Origin of the sequence: Solicola gregarius, assembly GCF_025790165.1 — a bacterium.
Lineage (GTDB): Bacteria > Actinomycetota > Actinomycetes > Propionibacteriales > Nocardioidaceae > Solicola > Solicola gregarius.
Genome location: NZ_CP094970.1, coordinates 3,414,163 through 3,434,404 on the forward strand (window position 1 = coordinate 3,414,163; position 20,242 = coordinate 3,434,404).

Here is a 20,242-nt window from a genome sequence, read left to right on the forward strand (position 1 = left end):
GCGCTGCGGTAAGGTCGGATGAAGGTGGTGATCGCATGAGCGGGTTCGGCGGCAACGGCAGTTGGGTACCCACGCACAACAAGCAGGGCGCGAAGGCCTTCATCGCCGGGCGGAAGAATGAGGCCGAGCGCCGCGAGGCGCAGCGTGAGCGCGAGCGGTATTTCTTCGCCGACGTCCGGCGGTGGGTACGCTCCCGGTTCACCCGCCGTTCCTGAGCGGGCGGTGGCAGGCATGCCGTTTTCCGGCGACTGGGTACGCACCCACGACGAGCGGAGCGCGATGCTGTTCCTGGCCGACCGAAGACTGGAGGCTGAGCGCCGCGACGCGCGTCGCCGTCGGCGGCAGAGGCGCTTCGCCGAGCTCCGGTTCCGCGTACGCCTGCGGTTCCTCCGCTACTGACGCGACTGCAGGTTCCATGCCGCGACGATCGCGTCCTCGATCTCGCCCGCATCGCCATCGCGTACATCGGCGACGACCATCATGTGCTTCTCGTATCGCCGCGGGACGCTGAACGTCTCGGGCGACTGACGGAGCAGCAGGTCGCGTACGTCGAACTCCGCGCGGATCACGAGATACCGCTCGTCCAGCTCACGAGCGATGAGCCGACCTCGGAGCCGCCATTCCCGGCGCCCGTCGTTCGTACGAGCGCTCACGCCGTCGAGCGCGGACCCGATCCGATCGACGTCATCGAGGTCCATGGGAGCAGCGTGACACGAACCCGAACCGCTTGCCCTTCGACCGGCCGCAGGGGCCGGCTGTCAGGACGCGTGGGTCGCGAACGCCGCGCAGACCGCGGTCCGGAAGACCGTACGCAACCGATGGAACGCGGCCGGCTTGGTGTCCGGCGTGATCTGTGCGTTCACCGACACCACGGCGGATGTACGGCCGTTCTTCGATGCGGCCATGAACTGCGTGTAGCCGGCCGTGTTGCCCGTGTGCCCGTAGACCGTTCCGCACGGCGTTCGGTAACGGAACACCGCGAGGCCCGCGGTGTTCGTGCCGGGACCCGGTGGCTCCGAGTGGCCGCGACGGAACGTGAACTGCTCGCTCTGCGTCTCGCCGTCGAACAGTGCGCGCCCGACGTACCCGCGGATGAACCGGTTCTGGTCGCGCGGCGTCGAGACCATACCGCCCGATGCCCAGGCGTAGCCTGCGGCGAACACACTCGTGACGTCGACGAGCGCACCGTCATCTCTGTCGTAGCCGTGGATCCGGGGGCGTCGCAGGAAGGTGCCGCGCGGCAGGCTGGTGTTGTGCAGCCGCAGCGGTCGAAGGACGCGCCTGGCGAGGACGGACTCGTACGACCGCCCGGTGGCGTCCTCGACCATCAGCGCCGCGACGACGTTGTCGGAGTTCGAGTAGCCGAACCGCGAACCCGGCCGGAACTCGAGCGGTTTGTGCGCGGCGAACCCGAGCAGCCGGCGGTGTCCGGGCGCCTTGTCGAGGTGGGCGAGCAGGTACGTCCGGAACTTCTTGGTGGCGCTGAAGTCCGGCAGGCCGCTGGTGTGGTGGAGCGCCTGCCGGAGCGTGACCCGGCGCCATGCCCGCGGCGCCCAGGGCAGCCGCTCCCCGATCGTGTCGCCGAGCTTGAGCACGCCGCGTTCGACGAGCGACAGTACGACGGCGCCGCTGTACGCCTTCGCGGTGCTGGCGATGCGCATGTGCATACCGCGGGTGATCGGCCTGCCCGTCGTGACGTCGGCGACCCCTGCTCGGAAGGCCCGGCTGTGCCCACCCTTCTGCACCAGCACGAACGCGCCCTCGGGGGCATTCGGACCATCCATCAGCCGATCGAGTGCGTGGCGGACCCGGTCGTCCGGAGCTCGGCCGGTGCCGGCGTCGACGTCGGCGGCCGTGCCGCCGAGCAGTGCCGCGGCGAGAGCGGCGGCCACTGCGGTTCGAGCTGTGCGTCTCATCCGAGTCACCGATTCTTCGTCGCCGAGTTCCCGGTGGTCGGGCAGAGCCGCACGGCGCGATTCCGGCAGCGTAACGCGCGTGGGCTTTACACCGCAGGCGTTCGGCCACCTCGGCCAGACCGGTCGTCGCTATCGGCGCATCAGCACGACGTCGCCGTGGGTGCCGTAGCCGAGCACTCGCTTGCCCCACGGAGTGCCGTCGAACGTCAGCATCCACTCGCCGTCGCCGCGGGCGGGCGAGAAGACCTGTGGATGCGGGATGTTCGTGCCGTACGTCGCGTCGAGCACGCCGACTCGCCGCATGCTGAGGTCGTACGCCGGATAGTCGCGTGCGTGCCCATCGCTGGCGAGCACCCGCCACTGGCCGTCGAGTCGGGCGATGATCGGACCCTCGCACTGATCGTGGTCGGTGTCGGCGCCGACGAGGGTGAGGTCGCCGTCGTACGCGCCGCCGGGGGCCGAGGCGGCGAGCGCCGGATGGAAGCGGAACGGCGCCTGCGACGGGCTCTCGACGTACGCGATGCGCCAGCGGCCGTCGATGCGGGTGAGTGAGGGATCCCATGCGCTGTGCCGCGTGGGGAGCGCGAGCGGTGTCGTGTCGAGCACGTGGACGCCCTCGAGGACGTCGAGTCCCGTGACGGCGTGACGTACGTGCACGCCTCGGCTCGGCGTGAAGTCGCCCCAGCTGCTCACGACGACGATGCAGCGGTCGCCGTCGACGACGATCTGGCCGGCGTGGTCGCCGAGCAACAGCCCGTCGCGACCCGTGTAGAGATGCGCCACCTGCGTCATCTCCTCGGGTCGGTCGAGGTCGATCGCGAACACGCCCCAATGCGCCTGCTGGAAGAAGCCCATGCCGGCACAGGTCATGGTCACGTACATCCGGCCGTCGCGTACGTACGGTGTGCCGTCGACATGCTGCACCAGATGCGGATCGCGTACGCCCGTCATGCCGAACGGGCCGGCACGTACGTCGCGCACCGTGACCGCCTCCGGGCCGGTGGTGCCCCAGGTGTACGCGAGGTGGCCGAGCGTCGCGGGCTCTCGCAGGTCGACGAGCGCGGAGACCTCGCTCCGTGCGGTGACGATCGGGCGCCACCCGCGTCCGGAGTCGACGACGCCGGTGACCTGGTTCTCGCAGAGTACGAACGCGACGCGATGCACCGTGCCGCTGCGCACGCGCCGGGACCTGAGACGGTGCCGGATGCCGTCAACGGTTGCGACGATGCGTACCCGCCCCCGGCGTGGCTCGTAGTCGACCACGACACCGTCACCGTCGTGCGCGGTGAGGCCGACCGTGACGGGCGCGGCTGCCTCCTCGAGGGTGACCTCGATCGCGGCGTACGGAGCCGTGGGGCCGCTACGGGAGCGGTGCAGGTGGTCGAGCCGGCCCCCCCTGGTCGACGCGCTGCTCGAAGCCGGGGGAGACGATCGCGAACGGACGGAAGCGCGCGTACTCGGCAAATCCGGGCCGGCGCGGGGCGTCGTTCGCGGTCGTCGCGACGTCGAAGGTGGCCATTGCCTAGGTCGTGTCTCCTCGTGCCGCGTCGATGAGTGAGCGGGTCTCCGTGCCCGGTCCGGCAAGGCGCGGGAGCGAAGCTGTAGTTGATTCTCCTTCGAGCGACCGTAACGCAGCCGGGCGGGATGCGGAGGCACGCGAACCGGCGGGGTACGAGGAGACACGGCCTAGCCAGCCTATCGACCGCGGGATAATCTTCGACGCGTGCGGCAGATCGTGGTGTTTTCGGGGAGCGCTCACCAGGCGTTGGCAACGCGCATCTGCGACGTGCTCGATGTCGAGCTGTCGCCGGCGCCGGTGACGAGGTTCAGCAACGACTGCCTCCAGGTGCAGTTGCAGGCAAACTGCCGGCAGCGAGACGTGTACGTCGTGCAGCCGCTCGTACCCCCGACGCAGGAGCACCTGATGGAGCTGCTGCTGATGCTGGACGCCGCTCGAGGCGCGTCCGCCGCCCAGGTGACGGCGGTCATCCCGCACTTCGCGTACGCGCGCTCGGACAAGAAGGACGCATCCCGGATCTCGATCGGTGGGCGGCTCGTCGCCGACCTGCTGGTCGCCGCCGGAGCGGACCGGGTGCTCACGATGACGCTGCATGCGCCGCAGGTGCACGGGTTCTTCTCGGTGCCGGTCGACCATCTGACGGCGATCGGTGAGCTGGCCGCCCACTTCCGTGGCCACGACCTGAGCGACACGGTCGTCGTCTCGCCGGACTTCGGCAACGCGAAGACGGCGACCCAGTTCGCGCGCCTCCTCGGGGTCGACGTCGCCGCCGGCAACAAGCGCCGGCTCGCCGACGACCGGGTGGTCGTCGACTCGATCGTCGGCGACGTGACCGGCAAGCGTGCCATCATCCTCGACGACGAGATCGCAACGGGAGGCTCGATCGTGCAGCTGCTGGAGAGCCTCGCGCAGCAGGGGTGCACCGGAGCTTCGGTTGCCACGACCCACGGCCTGTTCACCGGACCGGCGGTCGAACGGCTGCGCGGACATCCGGCGATCGCGGAGATCGTCACCACCGATACGGTGCCGCCTCCTCCGGTGGACTGGCCGGAGCTTTCCGTACGCTCGGTCGCGCCGCTGTTCGCCGAGGCGATCGCACGCATCCATGCCGGCGAGTCGGTCAGCAGCCTGTTCGACGGCGTCGACCCGACCCACGGCCCGCCTCAACCCAAGCTTCCTTTCGGTGCCCGCGACTGACCTGATGGCGGCGGCCGTCGCCGCGCTGGCCGATACCTGGGGACCCGTGCGTCTGCTGCCGGTCGCGGAGCTCGGCGGCAGCACCCGATCGGACGTGTGGCGGGTACGCGTACGCGCCCAGCGTGCGTTGCCGAACGCGCCGCGCACGCTGGTGGTGAAGCGATACAACGGCGACAACCCGGCGCCATGGGCGCGGGAGGTGAGCGGTCTCGAGGCGGCCGACGATCCCGCGATCGCGCCCCGCATCCACGGCACGCTCTCCGACCCGAAGGTCGTGGTGCTCGAGGACCTCGGCAAGGCATCGAGCGTCGCCGACGCCTTGTCGGGCCGCAGCCCGAGCAACGCGGCGCGCGCGGTGTACGCGTGGACCGACACGATGGCGCGCCTGCACGTGCGTACCCGTGATCGTGGGGCCGAGTTCGCCGAGCGACTCGGCAGCCGTGCGCCGCACGCCCCGGCGCACGCCGTACCCGCGATGCTCGACACCGCCGCCACGACGTTGGAGGGTCAGCTCGGCTCGCTCGGCCTGACTCCGCCATCGGGATCGCTCGACCTGCTGCGTGGCCTCGGAGAGACGCTCGGTACCAACGGTCGTGCGGCGTTGAGCCCGGCGGACGCGTGCCCAGACAACAACGTCCGTCGCCGCCACGGCCTCGCGCTGATCGACTTCGAGGCCTCGGAGTACCGCCACATCGCATGGGACATCGCCTACCTGCTGGTGCCGTGGCCGTCGTGCTGGAGCTCGTGGCGACTGCCGGATCGCGTCGCGACCGCGGCGTTCGAGCGCTATCGCCGGCACGTCTCGCGGGCGCTGCCGTACGTCGGCACCGACGAGTTCATGCACGACGTACGCCTCGCCGTGCTCGGCTGGACGATCGCGACGACGCCGTGGTTCCTGCCGCGCGCGCTGGCCGGTGGCACGCAGCTGTCGGTACGTCCGGCGCCGAGCCGGCGCGCGATGATCCTGCACCGGCTGTCGCTGTCGACGCGACTCGGCGGGCCCGGACCGCTGATCAAGCTCGCGTACGTACTCGAGCAGGATCTTCGGCGGCGGTGGGGTGACGAGCCGCTCGCGCTCGCGCCGGCGTTCTGGGGACACGCCACGCGCTGACCGAACGCCGCCCCGCCCCGTGGGCATGACGTTTCAGCCCCATTCTTCGCGATTCCTGGGTCGAAACGTCATGCCCACGGGGGCTTTCCGCCCAGAGCGGAACCTCTTGTCGTACGCCCGTACGCGCCGCGACGATGTGTCGATGAACGACACCGTCGCGGTCCTCTCGGACATCCATGGCGTGCTCCCCGTGCTCGACGCCGTACTCGCCGAGCCGGCCGTCGCCGCGGCCGGCCGGTTAGTCGTGACCGGCGACCACGCCGCCGGGCCCCAACCCGTCGAGGTGCTCGATCGGCTCGCCTCGCTCGGCGATCGGGTCACGCTCGTCCGCGGCAACGGCGACCGGGACCTCGTGACGTACGCCCGCGGTGGCGATGCCGGGATCAACGATCCGATCGCACGGTGGGCGGCCGAGCAGCTGGAGCGGCGACACGTCGACCTGCTGGACGCGCTGCCCCATCCGGTCGTCCAGCACGTCGACGGTTTCGGCGAGGTGCTGTTCTGCCACGGCACGCCCCGTGACGACAACGAGGTGGTGCTCGTCGACACCCGCATGGCGCGCTGGGAGGAGGCGTTCGGCGACCTGCCCGCGGACGTACGCACCGTCGTCTGCGGGCATACCCACATGCCGTTCGTCCGCCTGGTCGACCGCCGGATGGTCGTCAACCCGGGCAGCATCGGCATGCCGTACGGCAGCGTCGGCGGGCACTGGGCGTTGCTCGACCACGGCGCGGTCACCCTGCACCGCACGCCGATCGACGTCGACGCCGTGTGCGACCGGATCGTCGCAGAGTCAACCTATCCGGACCGACGCGCGTGGGTCGACGAGTACGTACGGGGCAGCAACAGCGACGCCGACGCCATCGCGGCATTCGGACCCCGCGACGGCCGCTAGGGCGAGCCGTACGCCGGCGATTTGCGATCGGGGACGCCCCGATCGCTTCCTAGTAGATCTGGGCGTCCCCGGTCTCATTCGGTTCGAGAGCTGGGCGTCCCCGATCGCAACCCGCGTTAGCGATACCCCGCCACATTCGCGGGCCTGCCGGTGTCCTGCACCTCGACGACGTACGCCCAGGCGTTCGGTCGCGAGCCATCGACGTCGGTGAGGTCGTACGTACGCGCAAGCTCGCCGCTCGAAACACTGCGACCGGAGTACCGCGCCCGATCGGCGTCCGCCGCCAACGCGGCGACGCCGCGGGCCACGTACGTCGGTGACTCCGAGATCGCGAAGTGGGGCTCCTTCGCGACGGCGTCATGCCAGGTGTCGTCGGTGACCCCGTAGATCTGCAGCATCATCTCCGAGCGCAGCCACCCGGGAGTGACCGCGACCGCGGTGCCCTCGTACGGCTTCAGCTCCTCGCTCTGCGCAAGGGTCAGGCGCTGCACGGCCGCCTTCACGAGGTCGTAGTACATACCGACGCCGTCGCGGTAGCGGGTGTTGTACTCGAACGTCCCATCGGTCATCTCGATGACGAGCCCACCCGGTCGTTCGATCATCAGTCCGAGCGCATGATGGCTGGTGATCGCGTGCGTGTCGATTCCCATACGCAGCATCCGCAGCCCGCCGGACAGGTCGTGCTCCCAGACCTTCTTGCCGAACTGCGCATACCGGTCGCCGCCGAAGATGTCGTTGACGAGTACGTCGAGACGTCCGTGCTCGTCGCGGATGCGTTGTACGAGCGCCTCGACCTCGGTCGGCTCGAGGTGGTCGACGCGGAGCGCGACGCCGTCACCGCCGGCGGTAGCCATCCGCTCACCGGTCTCCTCGATCATCTCCGGCCGTTCGATCTCCGACGGCCCGTCGACCCTGCTGCTGCGCCCCGTCGCATAGACGTACGCGCCTGCGCGTGCCAGCTCCACCGCGATCGCCCGTCCCGCGCCGCGAGTGGCGCCGGCAACCAGTGCGACCCGTCCGGACAATGGTCGTTCGTCGTTCATCTCGTTCCCTTCCCTTCGTTCGTTTCGGACGCGGCTGTCGTCCATCCGCTCAGCAACGCGTCCAGGTCGTCCTCGAGGCGCGCGACCAGCGAGCCCTCCGGGTGCACCGACCAGCTCAGGCAGCCACCCTCCATCGCGGTGAAGACCAGCCGGGCGAGCTGTTCGGGCGGCGGGCAGCCGGCGAGCGCACCCGCCTCGATGGCGTCGGCCGCGTGAACGCTCAGATGCCTGCGCACGTGGCTCCACCCGACATCGAGCAGTGCGCGCTGCGCATCGTTCTGCAGGTCGACCGCAAGCGTGGCCAGCTGCATCGCTGCGGTGGCCGCGTGGTCGAGATCGGCGTAGCCGTGCAGCGCGACCGCCCGGAACCGCTCGAGCGGTGTCGCGCGCCCCGCCGCGACCTCGGTGAGCTGCGCGTCCATCGACGAGACCCAACGTTGCGACAGTCGCAGGAACAGGGCCTCCTTCGACCCGAACCGCTTGATCAAGGTCGCCGCCGACACGCCCGCCTCGGCCGCGGCCTTCGCGAGCGTGAACGCGGCCGGACCCTGCGCCAGCAGGATGCGGTCGGCGGCAGCGAGCAGCTGCTCGTCGCCGGTCGCGATCGGTCGGGCCATCCAGTTAGTAAACCATGATTTACTAATGGTGCCAACCATCGGCGAGACCAGACTCACGTGTGTCCTGAGCCGCTTTGGGTTTCCCATTGTCCGCGGTGGTCCTTACTCTCATACGGTGGCTGACGCACCCATCGGCATCTTCGACTCCGGATTCGGCGGTCTCACCGTCGCCCGCGCGGTCCTGGACCAACTCCCGCACGAGCCGATCCTCTATCTCGGCGATACCGCGCGGCAGCCGTACGGCACCAAGACCATCGGCGAGGTCCGCTCGTACGCGTTGGAATGCCTCGACCATCTCGTCGAGCAGGGCGTGAAGGCGCTCGTGATCGCCTGCAACTCGGCGAGCGCGGCGATGCTCCGCGACGCGAGGGAGCGGTACCCCGTACCCGTCGTCGAGGTGATCTTTCCTGCGACCCGACGGGCCGTCGCCGCGTCGCGCAACGGGCGTATCGGCGTCATCTGCACCGCCGCGACCAAGTCCTCGATGGCGTACGAGGACGCGTTCGCCGCAGCGCCCCACGTCACGCTGATGACCCAGGCATGCCCGCAGTTCGTGCCGTTCGTCGAGCAGGGCGTGACGAGCGGGCCCGACCTGACCGCCGCGGCACACACCTATCTCGACCCTCTGGTCGACGCGGGCGTCGACACGCTCGTGCTCGGCTGCACCCACTACCCGCTGCTCACCGGCGTGCTGTCGTACGTGCTCGGCGACGGCGTCACGCTGGTGTCGAGCGCGGAGGAGACGGCGAAGGACGTGTACGCACTGCTCGCGAGCCGCGGCCTCGAGCGCGACCCGGGGCTTCCCGGGCCGCGACACCATTTCCTGACCACGGGTGAGCCGGCCGAGTTCCGCGACGTCGGGCGTCGCTTCCTGGGCCCCGAGCTCGAGTCGGTCGACCAGTTCGCCTGGGCGGCGGTGTGACGTGGCGCTGACCCTGACCATCGTCGGTTGTGCCGGCTCGTTCCCGAGCGCCGAGTCGCCGGCGAGCTGCTACCTGTTGCAGGCGCCGTACCAGGGGCGCACCTACTCGGTCGTGATGGACCTCGGCAACGGCGCACTCGGCCCGTTGCAGCGCTACGTCGATCCGCTCGCGGTCGACGCCGTCGTCCTGTCGCATCTGCATGCCGACCACTGCCTCGACATGTGTGGCTACTACGTGATGCGCAAGTACCATCCCGACGGCGAGCTGCCCCGCATCCCGGTCTATGGGCCGAGCGGCACGGCCACGCACCTCGCCCGCGCGTACGACCTGCCGATGCCGGTGGGCATGACCGAGCAGTTCGCGTTCGCCGACTGGCATGCCGGCGGCGGGGTCGAGCTGGGCCCGTTCCGGATCACACCGTCGCGCATGTCGCATCCCGTCGAGGCGTACGCCCTGCGGGTGGAGGCCGGTGGACGTGCGCTGGTGTACTCCGGCGACACAGGGCCGACCGACGCGCTCGTCGAGCTGGCCGACGGCGCCGACGCGTTGCTCTGCGAGGCGTCGTTCATCGAGTCCCGCGAGAACCCACCCGGCATCCACCTCACCGGCAAGGAGGCCGGTGAGCACGCTGCCCGGGCGAACGTCGGCCGGCTGCTCGTCACCCATATCCCGACCTGGACCGACCGCGAGACCGTCGCCGCCGAGGCGAAGCGCGCGTACGAGGGCCCGGTCGACCTGGTCGAGGCGGGCGACCGCTACACCATCTGAGCCGCCGCCGAGTCGCGGGAATGTCGCGCGGATCGGCGGGCGCGCCGGTTCGTGGTCCGGACACCGTCCAGGGCGCGGCGGGGTGGCCGATATGGTCGCCCGTATGACTCGCCCAGACGGACGCCGACCCGACCAGCTCCGACCTGTCACCATCACCCGCAACTGGCTCGACCACGCCGCCGGCTCGGTGCTCGTGGAGTTCGGCCGTACGCGCGTACTGTGCGCCGCGAGCGCATCGGTGGGCGTACCGCGGTGGCGCAAGGACAGCGGGCTCGGCTGGGTCACGGCGGAGTACGCGATGCTGCCGAGCTCGACCCACACCCGCTCCGACCGTGAGTCGGTCAAGGGCCGCATCGGCGGGCGTACGCACGAAATCTCGCGGTTGATCGGGCGCTCGTTGCGCGCGGCGATCGACTACAAGGCGCTGGGCGAGAACACCATCGTGCTCGACTGCGACGTACTGCAGGCCGACGGCGGCACGCGTACGGCGGCCATCACCGGCGCGTACGTCGCGCTCGCCGATGCCGTTGCGCACCTGCGGGCGAAGGGCGTCCTGTCCGGTGAGCCGTTGCCGCGGTCGGTCGCGGCCGTTTCGGTGGGCATCGTCGACGGCGAACCCTGCCTCGATCTCCCGTACGAGGAGGACGTCCGTGCCGACACCGACATGAACGTCGTGATGACCGGCGACGGCGCGTTCGTCGAGATCCAGGGGACGGCCGAGGAGGCCCCGTTCGATCGGTCCGAGCTCGACGCGCTGCTCTCCCTCGCAGAGAAGGGATGCGCCGACCTGACGGCGATCCAGCAGGAGTCCCTCGCGTGAGCCACAAGGTCGTGCTCGCCAGCCACAACCCCGGCAAGCTGGTCGAGCTGCGCCGGATCTTCGAGCCGCACGTACGCGGTGTCGTGGTGCTCGGGCTCGACGACGTCGGGGTGAGCGACGAGCCGGCCGAGACCGAGCCGACCTTCGAGGGCAATGCGCTGATCAAGGCCCGTGCCGCCCGCGATGCGACGCAGCTGCCCTCGCTCGCCGACGACTCAGGTATCTGTGTGGACGCGCTCAACGGCATGCCCGGCGTACTCTCCGCCCGCTGGTCTGGACCCGCGAAGGACAACGCGGCCAACAATGCCTTGCTGCTCGCGCAGCTGGACGAGGTGCCCGACGAGCGGCGCGGCGCACAGTTCCGCTGTGTCGTCGCGCTGTGCCTGCCCGACGGCCGCGAGTTCGTCCAAGAGGGTGTGATGCCCGGGCGGGTGTTACGTACCGAGCAGGGGTCCGGCGGCTTCGGCTACGACCCGGTGTTCGCTGCCGACGGGTACGACCGTGACGGCGCGGGCAACGACGTTTCGACCGCGGAGCTGACCTCGGCGGACAAGGACGCCATCAGCCACCGCGGCAAGGCCCTCCGGGCGATCGCGCCGGTGGTCGCCGAGCACCTCTGACGCGGGACGGTCAGCGCGCCGCGAAGTCGTGCTGTCGCCACGCTTCGTAGACGGCGACCGCGGCAGCATTGGTGATGTTCATCGAGCGCCGACCCTCCAGCATCGGGATGCGCACCTGGTCCGTCAGGTAGGAGCCCGCGAGCACGTCGGCGGGCAGGCCGGTCGGTTCGGGGCCGAACATCAGCACGTCTCCGCGCACGTACTCGACGTCGGCGTACGACCGGCTCGCTCCCGTCGTGAACGCGTACACGTGCGGCGCATCGAGCGTCGCGAGTGCGGTGCCGAGATCCGGATGCACCGTGACCGACGCGAGATCGTGGTAGTCGAGGCCGGCGCGGCGCAGCTTCGCCTCCGACATGTCGAAACCGAGCGGCTCGACGAGGTGCAGCTCGCAGCCGGTGCCCGCCGAGAGTCGGATCGCGTTGCCCGTGTTGCCGGGGATGCGCGGCTCGTAGAACAGGATTCGGAACATGGCACGACAACGCTAGCCGATGGCGGCGTCGGTCGATGGACGATGTCGGTGCAGGCGCGCACACTCGTACACATGGAGCCGCGGATGGAGTTCGCCGACGCGCCGGTCGAGGGCGCGCTGTGCGGCGTCATCGACTCGATGGTCGGTTACCGCATGTCCGGTCAGTCTCCGTCACTGCACCGTGGTGTGCCGTCGCCGTCGCTCACCTTCATCGTCAACCTCGACACCCCGATCGTCGCGGGTACGCACGCGGGGGCACATGACGACGGCACGGCGAAGCCGTACGACAACATCCTCGGTGGATTCCACCTGCACGCGGCGTACTTGTTCGAGCCCGATCGGCAGGCCGGTGTCCAGCTGGCGATCAACCCGATGCACGCCCGCGAGATCCTCGGCGTACCCGCCGCCGAGCTCGATGACATCGCTAACGATGCGGCGTCCGTGCTCGGCGACGGCTTGCTCCGGCTACGCGAGCGGGTCGGCAACGAGCCCAGCTGGCCGGCACGGTTCGATGCGCTGCGTACGTATGTGCGCGACCGAGCGAGCGCAGCGCCGTCGTTTGCCGCGCCGCGTACGGAGGTCGCGGCCGCGTGGCGCTGGATGATCGAGCGCCGTGGCCGCGGCCGGATGGACGACCTGTCCCGGTATGTGTACCTGAGCGGACGCCAGCTGACGAAGCTGTTCCACGCCGAGCTGGGCGTGACTCCCAAGGCCGTCAATCGGCTGATCCGCTTCCACTACGCGCGCTACGCCATCCAGGAGCAGTCCGTTGCCGGGTGCCTGAGCCTCACCGACGTCGCGCACGTCACGGGCTACTACGACCACGCTCATCTGACACGTGAGTTCCGGGCGTTCATGGGCTGCAGCCCGACCGACTGGCTCGCCGAGGAGTTCCAAAACATCCAAGCCGGAGGTCACCATCAGGCCGCAGACTTGGAGCCATGAGCAACCAGACACCAGCACCGACAGTTTGGCCGGCGTTCCAGGCGCGCGATGCGCACGCGTTGATCGACTTCCTGGTCGACGTGGTCGGCTTCGAGAAGACCGCCGTGTATGAGGACGGCGACACCGTCGCGCACGCACAGCTCGACTGGCCCGAGGGCGGCGGCATCATGATGGGCTCGCACAAGCCCGGCGGCGAGTGGTCGCGTGAGCCCGGCACGTTCGGCGCGTACGTCGTGACCGACCGCGTCGACGAGCTCTATGAGCGGATCAAGGGTGCCGGAGCGACGATCACCCGCGAGCTCGCCGACCAGGACTACGGCAATCGCGAGTTCTCGATCGCCGATCCCGAAGGCAACCTCTGGTCGTTCGGGCCGTACCGCGGCGAACCCCGCTCCCGCTGAGGAGAGGATTCTGGCCCTGTGAGGAGAGGATTCTGGCCCTGTGAGGAGAGGATTCCGGCCGCGCAACACGGTCAGAATCCTCTCCTGACAGGGCCAGAACTCTCTCCTCACCGTGGTGTCGATTTCGGGGTACGTCGTTCGTATAGGGGGTGACGGGCCGGCAACCGGCCGCGCTCACGACCCGGGAGGTACCCCCGATGGGCAAGATCATCGTGATCGAACACGTCACCCTGGACGGCGTCATGCAGGCGCCGGGCCGCTGTGACGAAGACACCAGCGGCGGCTTCGCGCACGGCGGCTGGGGCGCCGCCGGCCAGGACCATGTCATGGCGGAGACGATGGCCGAGGGGATGGCGAATCCCGGCCCGCTCCTGCTCGGCCGTCGCACGTACGAGGACTTCGCGGCGTACTGGCCGAAGCAGGACGACAACCCGTACACAGTGGTGCTGAACGAGACTCAGAAGTATGTCGTCTCGTCCACGCTGAGCGACCCTCTGCCGTGGGCGAACTCGTCCGTGGTCGCTGGCGACGTCGGACACGAGGTTGCGCGGCTCAAGCGAGAGACGGACGCCGACATCGGCGTACTCGGCAGCGGCGCGCTCGTCGAGACGCTGGCCGTACATGATCTCGTCGACTCGTACGTGCTGCTGATCCACCCGATGGCACTCGGCAGCGGGCGCCGGCTGTTCGCAGACGGCTGCCCGCGACGCGAGTTCGGCCTGACGAGCTCGGTCACGACCACGACGGGCGTGATCATCGCGACGTACGATCGAGCGACGAACGGAGCGTGACGATGAGGGAGTACCTGCTCAGCATCTACCAGCCCGACGGTCCGACTCCGCCTCCGGAGTCGCTCGAGCCGATCATGGCCGAGCTCGGCGCGATCAACGACGAGCTGAAGGCCTCGGGGGCGTGGGTCTTCGACCTCGGACTGCATCCACCGGACACCGCGACGGTCGTCCGCGACCACGACGGCGATGCGCTCGTCACCGACGGGCCGTACGTCGAAGGCAAGGAGCACGTCGGCGGGTTCACGGTCGTCCGCGCGCCCGACCTCGACGCCGCGATGGAGTGGGCGCGCCGCATCTCCGCCGCGACGACGCTGCCGATCGAGGTACGCCCCGTGGCGGGCGGCTGACCGGCGTTGGTCGCCGATGCGATCGATCGCGCCTTCCGCGAGGATTACGGTCGCGCGGTCTCCGTCCTGGCGCGACACTTCGGTGACCTCGACGTCGCAGAGGAGGCGGTACAGGACGCGTTCGCTGCAGCAGTGCAGCGGTGGCCCGAGTCGGGGATACCGCCGAGCCCGGCGGGCTGGATCATCACGACGGCGCGCAACCGCGGGATCGATCGGTTGCGCCGCGAGGCCGCGCGAGACGACAAGTACGCGCAGGCGGCGCTGCTGCAGGCAGCGGCGGATCCGCTGGAGGAGGGCGCCGTGCCCGACGAGCGGTTGCGGCTGATCTTCACCTGTTGTCATCCCGCGCTCCGGATCGAGGCCCGAGTCGCGCTCACCTTGCGCCTGTTGGGCGGACTCACGACGCCCGAGATCGCGCGCGCCTTCGTGGTGCCCGAGACGACGATGGCGCAGCGGATCGTGCGTGCCAAACGCAAGATTCGGGACGCCGGCATTCCGTATCGGGTGCCGCGCGACGCCGACCTGCCCGATCGGGTACGCGCCGTGCTCGCGGTGGTGTACCTGGTCTTCAACGAGGGACATACGGCGAGCGTTGGCGGCGAGCTGGTACGTACGGAGCTGTGCGCGGAGGCGATCCGGCTCGGCCGTCAGCTGGCCGCCCTGATGCCGGACGAGCCGGAGGCCGTCGGACTGCTCGCCCTGATGTTGCTGCTCGACTCGAGGCGCGACGCGCGTACGACCGACGCCGGGTCGTTCGTCGGCCTGGCCGACCAGGACCGGTCCCGATGGGATTCCGCCGAGATCGCGGAGGGGCAGGCACTCGTACGCAGGTGTTTACGGGCGAATCGTCCGGGCAGCTATCAGATTCAGGCGGCGATCAACGCCGTGCATGTCGACGCGGCGAGTGTCGACGACACTGATTGGCGGCAGATCCGGACGCTGTACGACCAGCTCACGGTGTTCGACCCGGGCCCGGTCGTCGCGCTCAACCGGGCGGTCGCGGTCGCGGAGGTGTCGGGACCTCAGGAGGCACTTGACCTGGTCGACGGACTCGGCCTCGACGGCTACCACATATTCCACGCGGTGCGCGCGGATCTGCTGCAGCGTCTGGGGCGCCACGAGGAGGCCCGCGTCGCGTACGACGCGGCGATCGCTCGTACCGACAACGACGCCGAACGCGCGTACCTGCTCGGTCGTCGTGACCTGCTCACGTGAGGTCAGGCCCCGTGCCGGCGGCACTCGCCGGGGAACAGCCGTGCGGCCTCCCGGGCGAGGGCCGCACGGGCCCATGACTGCTGTGCGCGGCTCTTCTGGACCAGCAGTCTGGCGGCGAGTCCGTCGGTCAGGGCGAGCAGTGCGTACGCTTCGGCCCGCGAGTCGGTCGACGGGTCGACCTCGCCACACAGCTTGCCGTTCTCGAGCGCCCGCTCGGCGCGCGCCTGATGCTCGGCGAGCGCCGCCCGGTATCCCGGTTGAAGCGCCGCGTTCTCGAGCGCCGCTCCGGCGAACGCATGAACGAGCTGAACCTCGTCCGCACGCTTCTTGGTGAGGGGCAGGAACTGGTCGAGGGCGTCGAGAAGCATCTGCTCGATTCGCTCGTGTCGGCGCTCGGCGCGTACGACCGCCGCGTCGACGCGAGCGAGGACGTCTTCGCACACCGTGCGGTAGGTGTCGAGCAGTAGCTCCTCCTTCGAGGAGTAGTAGTGCTGCACGAGGCCGACCGAGATGTCGGCCGACTGGGCGACGCCGGCGATGGTGATGTGGCTCAGCCCGACCTCGAGCATCAGCCGCTTCACAGCGCCGACGATCTGCGCGCGGCGTGCTGCGTGATCGGCCGTCCTCACCATGGCGCGAGTGTACCGGCTTGTCAGGACCAAAACCATATGCTCATACTGTTTTCACGACGATATGACCGTACGGTTTTGAGACCGACATGGATGGGGGACGCAGTGAGACACAAGCTTCTGGCGGCAGGCGTGACCGCCGTTATGCTCGGGTCGTGGGCGATGCCGGCACAGGCGGCCGACGAGGCAGACACGGCGCGGTTCGACCGGGTCGACGACTATCTGGACGCGTACGCAGACCAGAACGACATCCCGGGCGTGGTTGCGGCGGTGATCGGACCCGACGGAACCGAGCACGAGTACGCGTACGGAACCGACGGAGACGGCGACGAGGTCGACACGGAGACGCCATTCCTGATCGGCTCGGTGGCGAAGACGATGACCGCGACGATCGTCATGCAGCTCGAGAGCAAGGGGAAGCTCGCCCTGAGCGACCACGTGAGTGAGCACATCGACTTCCTTCCCGAAGGTGATCCGACGATCGAGCAGTTGCTCACGCACACCGCCGGTTTCACCGGCGCTGACGGCATCGCGGTGGCCGACCGGTACGACAACGAGCCCGGGGCGATCCGGCGGGCGGTGGAGTCGCTCGAGCACTCCGGCACGGTTGGCGAGTACGCATATACATCCGCCGACTTCCTGGTGCTCGGCGCCATCGTCGAGTCCGTAACTGGCCGCCCGTACGAGGAGGTCCTCGAGTCCGACCTGTTGGAACCGCTCGGGATGACGAGGTCCTCGGCGAGCGCCGAAGCCGCGGCGGAGCTGCCTCCCGGCCACCGGCTGTGGTGGGGACGGGCGGCCGGGTACGACCCGCCGTTCGACGAGTCCGGTACCCCGTACGCCAGCGTCATCTCGACGCTCGCCGACGTCGAGACGTACGCGACCGCACAGCTGCGCGGCGAAGCAATCTCATCGGACATCCGCGAGAACATGCAGCGACCGCGGGTCGAGTCGAGCGACGACCACTATGGGCTCGGCTGGTCCGTTACGGACGACGACGGCGAGCGGATCGTGCATCACACCGGCGCGACGCCCGGGTTCTTCGTACACGTACTGCTGGTGCCCGACCGGCAGTCGGCCGTCGTCATCCTGACGAACGTGTACAGCGAGGCGGCTGCGCCCTCTCTGGCCGCCGGAGCGGAGGACGTCTGGCGGATCGTCGACGGTGACAGCCGGACGCCTGCAGGTAGCGATCCGGTGCTCGGCGCGATGCCGTGGGTGCTGAGCGGGATCGCGCTGTTCGGACTCGCCCTCGCCGTGCTCTCGCTGTGGCGACCCGTCCGACGTCGCGGGCGCATCATCGCCGCCGCGGTGTCGCTGGTCGTCGTTGTCGGGTTGTGGCTGCTGCCGGGACTCGTCGGCTACGATCTCCGCGCCCTGCGGATCTGGGCGCCCGATGCCGCCTGGAGCCTGATCGCGGCGCTCGCCTTGTGGGCGATTGCGGCGATCGGCTGGCTACTGCCGAGGTTCGTACGAGGTGCCGAAGGAGGGACTCGAACCCTCACACCCGAAGGCACAGGAACCTAAATCCTGCGTGTCTGCCAATTCCACCACTTCGGCGCACCGTGCAGTCTACGTCCCCGGATGTCTCGCCGAGGTATGGATTTCGTGCCCATGAGCTCGCGCTCATCGCCGGGAATCCGTACTTCGGTGGATTCGGACGGCGCTCACAGCCCCAGGTCGCGCTTGAGCTTCGCGACATGGCCCGTCGCGCGTACGTTGTACTGCGCGAGCTCGACCTTGCCGTCCTCGCCGACCACGAACGTCGAGCGGATGACGCCCTCGACCACCTTGCCGTACAGCTTCTTCTCGCCGTACGCGCGATACGCCGTCAGCACTTCCTTGTCGGGATCGGAGAGCAGCCCGATCGTGAGGCCGTCGCGCTCGCGGAACGACGCCAGCTTCTCGGGCGCGTCGGGCGAGATGCCGAGAACCGTGTAGCCGTGCGACTCCAGGGAGTCCAGTGATTCGGTGAAGTCGCATGCCTGTTTCGAGCAGCCCGGTGTCATCGCCGCGGGGTAGAAGTAGACGATCACCTTACGGCCACGCAGCGACGAGAGCGACACGGAGCCGCCCGTGTCGTCGGGGAGCGTGAAGTCGGGCGCCTGGTCGCCCGGCTGCAGTCGGTTCGAGTCCGGCATGACTATTTTCCCTTGGTCGTACGGGTGAGACGACGTCCATCTTCGCGTACGGGTAACGTGTGGCGCGCAGTACGTACGCACATGGTGCCCGATCGACCGAGGAGACTCATCGTGGCAAGCAAGGCGGACGCGGCGTCCCCCGACGAACTCGTCGCCGAGATCGAGGAGACGCGCGAGCGACTCGCTCAGACCGTCGACACGTTGATCGACCGCACGAACCCCAAGAACATCGCACGCCGCAACCTCGAGAGCGTCAAGTCGCAGTTCGTCGACGCCAACGGCTCGCCGCGGCTGGAGACGATCGTGCCCGTCGTGGGCGGCATCGTCGGCTTCGTCGGTCTCATCCTGGTGATACGCAAGGCCGTTGGCTGACCAATGCCTGACAAGCTTCCGATCCGGATGCTGCATGACCGACTGCTCGTGTCCGTCGACAGCGACTCCGGCGAGCGGCGGTCGTCGGCCGGCATCGTGATTCCGGCCACCGCGACGATGGGTCGCCGCCTGTCGTGGGCGCGGGTCGAGGCGACCGGTCCGAACGTACGATCGGTGCAGGCCGGCGACCGGGTGCTCTTCGACCCCGAGGACCGCGCCGAGGTCGAGGTGCGGGGCGACGACTACATCCTCCTACGCGAGCGCGACCTCAATGCGGTCGCCGCCGAGCGCATCGAGGACGGCCAGACCGGCCTCTACCTTTAGCGCCCGGGGCCGACGACGATGGCGCGACGAGACGGCTCCTTGTCCGCGTGGATGACGCGGCTGACCGACCGCGCCGACGACCGCCAGCTCGTACGCCCCATGGCGATGAGCGAACGATGGGGCATCCTGCGCGGGCGCGCGCCGATGATCGTGCGGCTCGCGCTCGGAACGTCGCTTGCGTGGCTCGTGGCCACCGAGCTCATCGGCCACGTCCAACCGTTCTTCGCGCCGGTGGCGGCGGCGCTGACGATCGCCGCCGGACTCGGCCAGCGTCGCAGCGTCGTCGTCGAACTCGTCGTCGGTGTCTCCGTCGGCATCCTGGCGGGTGAAGTCCTGATCACCTGGATGGGCAGGGGCGCGTGGCAGATCGCCGTGGTCGTCGCACTCGCCGTGTCGGTGGCTTCGCTGCTTGGCCTGAAGGGGATGGCGCTGATGCAGTCGGCGACGTCGGCGATCCTGATCGCCGCCGTCCTCCCTGCGGCGGCGACCGGCAACCCGGCCGTCGCGCGGTTCTTGGATGCGTTGGTCGGTGGCGTCATCGGGCTGGCCATGACCGCGATCGTTCCGACGAACCCGCTGCGCGACCTCGATCGCGAGATCCAGTCCGTTCTCGGCGGGCTCGCGTCGATCCTCGACCAGGTCGCGGAGTCGATGCGCTTGCGCGACGCCGGTGTCGCGTGGACCGCCCTGCAGGAGACACGCGCGCTCCAGCCCACCCTTGAAGGACTCGCGAGCACGAGCGCCTCTGCGACCGAGGTGTCGCGGATATCGCCGCTTCGCTGGAGCCAGCGCGAGCACGTACGTCTCTATACGAGCACCGTCCATGACATCGACAACGCGGTACGAGATGCGCGCGTACTCGCGCGGCGGGTCACGTCGATGTTGCGGCACGGCGAGGATCCGCCGGATGGCATGGACGACGCGGTCGCCGCACTGGCCGATGCCGTGCGCATCTTCGGCGGCGATCTCCAGGAGTACGAACGCTTCGACGAGGCGAAGGACAAGCTGGTCGCGGCGGCGCGCTCCGCGACAGAGGCGTTGTCGGGTTCGGGCACGCTGAACGCCTCCGCCGTGGTCGCCCAGATCCGTTCGCTGGCTGCCGATCTGCTGTTCGCGTCGGGTTGGTCCGCCGCCGACGTCGACTCGTGGCTACAGCTGGACGACTGAGCCGGGTAG

The 20,242-nt window shown here is 69.4% G+C and carries 27 protein-coding genes and 1 tRNA gene; 18 read left to right on the forward strand and 10 right to left on the reverse strand.

The window, feature by feature from the left end:
- Positions 1 to 35 precede the first annotated feature (35 nt).
- Positions 36 to 215, forward strand: a complete 180-nt coding sequence (locus L0C25_RS16680; protein WP_271632817.1) for a hypothetical protein — start codon at positions 36 to 38, stop codon at positions 213 to 215.
- 16 nt (positions 216 to 231) lie between these two features.
- Positions 232 to 399 carry a hypothetical protein gene (locus L0C25_RS16685; protein ID WP_271632818.1) on the forward strand — a complete coding sequence of 56 codons (168 nt, stop codon included), beginning with the start codon at positions 232 to 234 and terminating at the stop codon, positions 397 to 399.
- Here L0C25_RS16685 and L0C25_RS16690 read toward each other — a convergent pair.
- From L0C25_RS16690 to L0C25_RS16705, 4 genes are all read right to left on the reverse strand, one after another.
- Positions 393 to 698: a hypothetical protein gene (locus L0C25_RS16690; RefSeq protein ID WP_271632819.1), complete on the reverse strand. Its 306-nt coding sequence runs from the start codon at positions 696 to 698 to the stop codon at positions 393 to 395. The genes L0C25_RS16685 and L0C25_RS16690 overlap by 7 nt on opposite strands.
- A 60-nt stretch (positions 699 to 758) precedes the next feature.
- A complete protein-coding gene (locus tag L0C25_RS16695; protein ID WP_271632820.1) occupies positions 759 to 1,916 on the reverse strand; it encodes a serine hydrolase domain-containing protein in 1,158 nt (385 codons plus the stop codon).
- Between the two features lie 129 nt (positions 1,917 to 2,045).
- Positions 2,046 to 3,179 (reverse strand): hypothetical protein, encoded by a 1,134-nt coding sequence (locus L0C25_RS16700; protein ID WP_271632821.1) that lies wholly within the window; start codon positions 3,177 to 3,179, stop codon positions 2,046 to 2,048.
- Between the two features lie 97 nt (positions 3,180 to 3,276).
- Positions 3,277 to 3,435 carry a hypothetical protein gene (locus tag L0C25_RS16705; protein WP_271632822.1) on the reverse strand — a complete coding sequence of 53 codons (159 nt, stop codon included), beginning with the start codon at positions 3,433 to 3,435 and terminating at the stop codon, positions 3,277 to 3,279.
- 204 nt (positions 3,436 to 3,639) lie between these two features.
- On the opposite strand from L0C25_RS16705, the gene L0C25_RS16710 reads away from it, so the two are divergent.
- From L0C25_RS16710 to L0C25_RS16720, 3 genes are all read left to right on the forward strand, one after another.
- Positions 3,640 to 4,632 carry a ribose-phosphate diphosphokinase gene (locus tag L0C25_RS16710; protein WP_271632823.1) on the forward strand — a complete coding sequence of 331 codons (993 nt, stop codon included), beginning with the start codon at positions 3,640 to 3,642 and terminating at the stop codon, positions 4,630 to 4,632.
- Positions 4,619 to 5,743: a phosphotransferase gene (locus L0C25_RS16715; RefSeq protein ID WP_271632824.1), complete on the forward strand. Its 1,125-nt coding sequence runs from the start codon at positions 4,619 to 4,621 to the stop codon at positions 5,741 to 5,743. Before L0C25_RS16710 ends, L0C25_RS16715 begins: the two co-directional genes overlap by 14 nt.
- 142 nt (positions 5,744 to 5,885) lie before the next feature.
- Positions 5,886 to 6,638 (forward strand): metallophosphoesterase family protein, encoded by a 753-nt coding sequence (locus tag L0C25_RS16720; RefSeq protein WP_271632825.1) that lies wholly within the window; start codon positions 5,886 to 5,888, stop codon positions 6,636 to 6,638.
- A 116-nt stretch (positions 6,639 to 6,754) separates the two neighbouring features.
- Here the strand turns inward: L0C25_RS16720 and L0C25_RS16725 are convergent, their stop codons facing one another.
- Together L0C25_RS16725 and L0C25_RS16730 are read right to left on the reverse strand one after the other, a co-directional pair.
- Positions 6,755 to 7,681 carry an SDR family oxidoreductase gene (locus L0C25_RS16725; protein ID WP_271632826.1) on the reverse strand — a complete coding sequence of 309 codons (927 nt, stop codon included), beginning with the start codon at positions 7,679 to 7,681 and terminating at the stop codon, positions 6,755 to 6,757.
- Entirely contained in the window at positions 7,678 to 8,298 is a 621-nt protein-coding gene (locus L0C25_RS16730) for a TetR/AcrR family transcriptional regulator (RefSeq protein ID WP_271632827.1), read from the reverse strand. Before L0C25_RS16730 ends, L0C25_RS16725 begins: the two co-directional genes overlap by 4 nt.
- A gap of 115 nt (positions 8,299 to 8,413) precedes the next feature.
- Here L0C25_RS16730 and murI point away from each other — a divergent pair, with 115 nt between their 5' ends.
- The 4 genes from murI to L0C25_RS16750 all read left to right on the forward strand — a co-directional run bounded on the left by murI (position 8,414) and on the right by L0C25_RS16750 (position 11,429).
- Positions 8,414 to 9,220 carry a glutamate racemase gene (murI, locus tag L0C25_RS16735; RefSeq protein WP_271632828.1) on the forward strand — a complete coding sequence of 269 codons (807 nt, stop codon included), beginning with the start codon at positions 8,414 to 8,416 and terminating at the stop codon, positions 9,218 to 9,220.
- 1 nt (position 9,221) lies between these two features.
- A complete protein-coding gene (locus L0C25_RS16740) occupies positions 9,222 to 9,989 on the forward strand; it encodes an MBL fold metallo-hydrolase (RefSeq protein WP_271632829.1) in 768 nt (255 codons plus the stop codon).
- A 103-nt stretch (positions 9,990 to 10,092) separates the two neighbouring features.
- A complete protein-coding gene (rph, locus tag L0C25_RS16745; protein WP_271632830.1) occupies positions 10,093 to 10,809 on the forward strand; it encodes a ribonuclease PH in 717 nt (238 codons plus the stop codon).
- Entirely contained in the window at positions 10,767 to 11,429 is a 663-nt protein-coding gene (locus L0C25_RS16750; RefSeq protein WP_408641648.1) for a non-canonical purine NTP pyrophosphatase, read from the forward strand. The genes rph and L0C25_RS16750 overlap by 43 nt, the downstream gene beginning before the upstream one ends.
- Before the next feature lie 10 nt (positions 11,430 to 11,439).
- Here L0C25_RS16750 and L0C25_RS16755 read toward each other — a convergent pair whose 3' ends face one another.
- Positions 11,440 to 11,901 carry a tRNA (cytidine(34)-2'-O)-methyltransferase gene (locus L0C25_RS16755; protein WP_271632832.1) on the reverse strand — a complete coding sequence of 154 codons (462 nt, stop codon included), beginning with the start codon at positions 11,899 to 11,901 and terminating at the stop codon, positions 11,440 to 11,442.
- A gap of 72 nt (positions 11,902 to 11,973) precedes the next feature.
- Here L0C25_RS16755 and L0C25_RS16760 point away from each other — a divergent pair, with 72 nt between their 5' ends.
- The 5 genes from L0C25_RS16760 (at position 11,974) to L0C25_RS16780 (ending at position 15,600) form a co-directional block, all read left to right on the forward strand.
- Complete coding sequence (locus L0C25_RS16760; protein WP_271632833.1) at positions 11,974 to 12,846, forward strand: AraC family transcriptional regulator; 873 nt, start codon at positions 11,974 to 11,976, stop codon at positions 12,844 to 12,846.
- On the forward strand, positions 12,843 to 13,247 hold the full coding sequence (locus L0C25_RS16765; RefSeq protein WP_271632834.1) for a VOC family protein: 405 nt from the start codon (positions 12,843 to 12,845) through the stop codon (positions 13,245 to 13,247). Before L0C25_RS16760 ends, L0C25_RS16765 begins: the two co-directional genes overlap by 4 nt.
- 197 nt (positions 13,248 to 13,444) lie before the next feature.
- On the forward strand, positions 13,445 to 14,038 hold the full coding sequence (locus L0C25_RS16770) for a dihydrofolate reductase family protein (RefSeq protein ID WP_271632835.1): 594 nt from the start codon (positions 13,445 to 13,447) through the stop codon (positions 14,036 to 14,038).
- Positions 14,039 to 14,040: 2 nt separating this feature from the next.
- Positions 14,041 to 14,385, forward strand: a complete 345-nt coding sequence (locus L0C25_RS16775) for a YciI family protein (RefSeq protein WP_271632836.1) — start codon at positions 14,041 to 14,043, stop codon at positions 14,383 to 14,385.
- Positions 14,386 to 14,391: 6 nt separating this feature from the next.
- On the forward strand, positions 14,392 to 15,600 hold the full coding sequence (locus L0C25_RS16780) for an RNA polymerase sigma factor (RefSeq protein ID WP_271632837.1): 1,209 nt from the start codon (positions 14,392 to 14,394) through the stop codon (positions 15,598 to 15,600).
- Positions 15,601 to 15,602: 2 nt separating this feature from the next.
- Here the strand turns inward: L0C25_RS16780 and L0C25_RS16785 are convergent, their stop codons facing one another.
- Positions 15,603 to 16,232: a TetR/AcrR family transcriptional regulator gene (locus L0C25_RS16785; protein WP_271632838.1), complete on the reverse strand. Its 630-nt coding sequence runs from the start codon at positions 16,230 to 16,232 to the stop codon at positions 15,603 to 15,605.
- Positions 16,233 to 16,391: 159 nt separating this feature from the next.
- Between L0C25_RS16785 and L0C25_RS24255 the strand changes: the two genes are divergently transcribed.
- A complete protein-coding gene (locus L0C25_RS24255; RefSeq protein WP_408641709.1) occupies positions 16,392 to 17,756 on the forward strand; it encodes a serine hydrolase domain-containing protein in 1,365 nt (454 codons plus the stop codon).
- Here the strand turns inward: L0C25_RS24255 and L0C25_RS16795 are convergent.
- Together L0C25_RS16795 and bcp are read right to left on the reverse strand one after the other, a co-directional pair.
- Positions 17,708 to 17,789: transfer RNA gene (locus L0C25_RS16795), tRNA-Leu, on the reverse strand. The genes L0C25_RS24255 and L0C25_RS16795 overlap by 49 nt on opposite strands.
- A 107-nt stretch (positions 17,790 to 17,896) precedes the next feature.
- Positions 17,897 to 18,370, reverse strand: coding sequence for a thioredoxin-dependent thiol peroxidase (gene bcp, locus L0C25_RS16800; RefSeq protein ID WP_271632840.1), 474 nt, complete (start codon positions 18,368 to 18,370; stop codon positions 17,897 to 17,899).
- Positions 18,371 to 18,481: 111 nt separating this feature from the next.
- On the opposite strand from bcp, the gene L0C25_RS16805 reads away from it, so the two are divergent.
- From L0C25_RS16805 to L0C25_RS16815, 3 genes are read left to right on the forward strand one after another with little or no spacing between them, the layout of a single operon-like run.
- Complete coding sequence (locus L0C25_RS16805; RefSeq protein WP_271632841.1) at positions 18,482 to 18,742, forward strand: DUF3618 domain-containing protein; 261 nt, start codon at positions 18,482 to 18,484, stop codon at positions 18,740 to 18,742.
- A 3-nt stretch (positions 18,743 to 18,745) separates the two neighbouring features.
- Positions 18,746 to 19,066: a GroES family chaperonin gene (locus tag L0C25_RS16810; RefSeq protein ID WP_271632842.1), complete on the forward strand. Its 321-nt coding sequence runs from the start codon at positions 18,746 to 18,748 to the stop codon at positions 19,064 to 19,066.
- Positions 19,067 to 19,105: 39 nt separating this feature from the next.
- Complete coding sequence (locus L0C25_RS16815; protein ID WP_271632843.1) at positions 19,106 to 20,233, forward strand: FUSC family protein; 1,128 nt, start codon at positions 19,106 to 19,108, stop codon at positions 20,231 to 20,233.
- The last annotated feature ends 9 nt before the right edge of the window (positions 20,234 to 20,242 follow it).

What these genes read in the sequence shown, in the direction of transcription:
- L0C25_RS16705 (WP_271632822.1), bottom strand. Translation starts at nt 3,435, where the DNA reads ATGGCCACCTTCGACGTCGCGACGACCGCGAACGACGCCCCGCGCCGG.
- L0C25_RS16695 (WP_271632820.1), bottom strand. Translation starts at nt 1,916, where the DNA reads ATGAGACGCACAGCTCGAACCGCAGTGGCCGCCGCTCTCGCCGCGGCA.
- rph (WP_271632830.1), top strand. Translation starts at nt 10,093, where the DNA reads ATGACTCGCCCAGACGGACGCCGACCCGACCAGCTCCGACCTGTCACC.
- L0C25_RS16755 (WP_271632832.1), bottom strand. Translation starts at nt 11,901, where the DNA reads ATGTTCCGAATCCTGTTCTACGAGCCGCGCATCCCCGGCAACACGGGC.
- L0C25_RS16730 (WP_271632827.1), bottom strand. Translation starts at nt 8,298, where the DNA reads ATGGCCCGACCGATCGCGACCGGCGACGAGCAGCTGCTCGCTGCCGCC.
- L0C25_RS16810 (WP_271632842.1), top strand. Translation starts at nt 18,746, where the DNA reads ATGCCTGACAAGCTTCCGATCCGGATGCTGCATGACCGACTGCTCGTG.
- L0C25_RS24255 (WP_408641709.1), top strand. Translation starts at nt 16,392, where the DNA reads ATGCCGGCACAGGCGGCCGACGAGGCAGACACGGCGCGGTTCGACCGG.
- L0C25_RS16765 (WP_271632834.1), top strand. Translation starts at nt 12,843, where the DNA reads ATGAGCAACCAGACACCAGCACCGACAGTTTGGCCGGCGTTCCAGGCG.
- L0C25_RS16680 (WP_271632817.1), top strand. Translation starts at nt 36, where the DNA reads ATGAGCGGGTTCGGCGGCAACGGCAGTTGGGTACCCACGCACAACAAG.
- L0C25_RS16770 (WP_271632835.1), top strand. Translation starts at nt 13,445, where the DNA reads ATGGGCAAGATCATCGTGATCGAACACGTCACCCTGGACGGCGTCATG.
- bcp (WP_271632840.1), bottom strand. Translation starts at nt 18,370, where the DNA reads ATGCCGGACTCGAACCGACTGCAGCCGGGCGACCAGGCGCCCGACTTC.
- L0C25_RS16760 (WP_271632833.1), top strand. Translation starts at nt 11,974, where the DNA reads ATGGAGCCGCGGATGGAGTTCGCCGACGCGCCGGTCGAGGGCGCGCTG.
- L0C25_RS16775 (WP_271632836.1), top strand. Translation starts at nt 14,041, where the DNA reads ATGAGGGAGTACCTGCTCAGCATCTACCAGCCCGACGGTCCGACTCCG.
- L0C25_RS16720 (WP_271632825.1), top strand. Translation starts at nt 5,886, where the DNA reads ATGAACGACACCGTCGCGGTCCTCTCGGACATCCATGGCGTGCTCCCC.
- L0C25_RS16785 (WP_271632838.1), bottom strand. Translation starts at nt 16,232, where the DNA reads ATGGTGAGGACGGCCGATCACGCAGCACGCCGCGCGCAGATCGTCGGC.
- L0C25_RS16725 (WP_271632826.1), bottom strand. Translation starts at nt 7,681, where the DNA reads ATGAACGACGAACGACCATTGTCCGGACGGGTCGCACTGGTTGCCGGC.
- L0C25_RS16685 (WP_271632818.1), top strand. Translation starts at nt 232, where the DNA reads ATGCCGTTTTCCGGCGACTGGGTACGCACCCACGACGAGCGGAGCGCG.
- L0C25_RS16690 (WP_271632819.1), bottom strand. Translation starts at nt 698, where the DNA reads ATGGACCTCGATGACGTCGATCGGATCGGGTCCGCGCTCGACGGCGTG.
- L0C25_RS16750 (WP_408641648.1), top strand. Translation starts at nt 10,767, where the DNA reads ATGCGCCGACCTGACGGCGATCCAGCAGGAGTCCCTCGCGTGAGCCAC.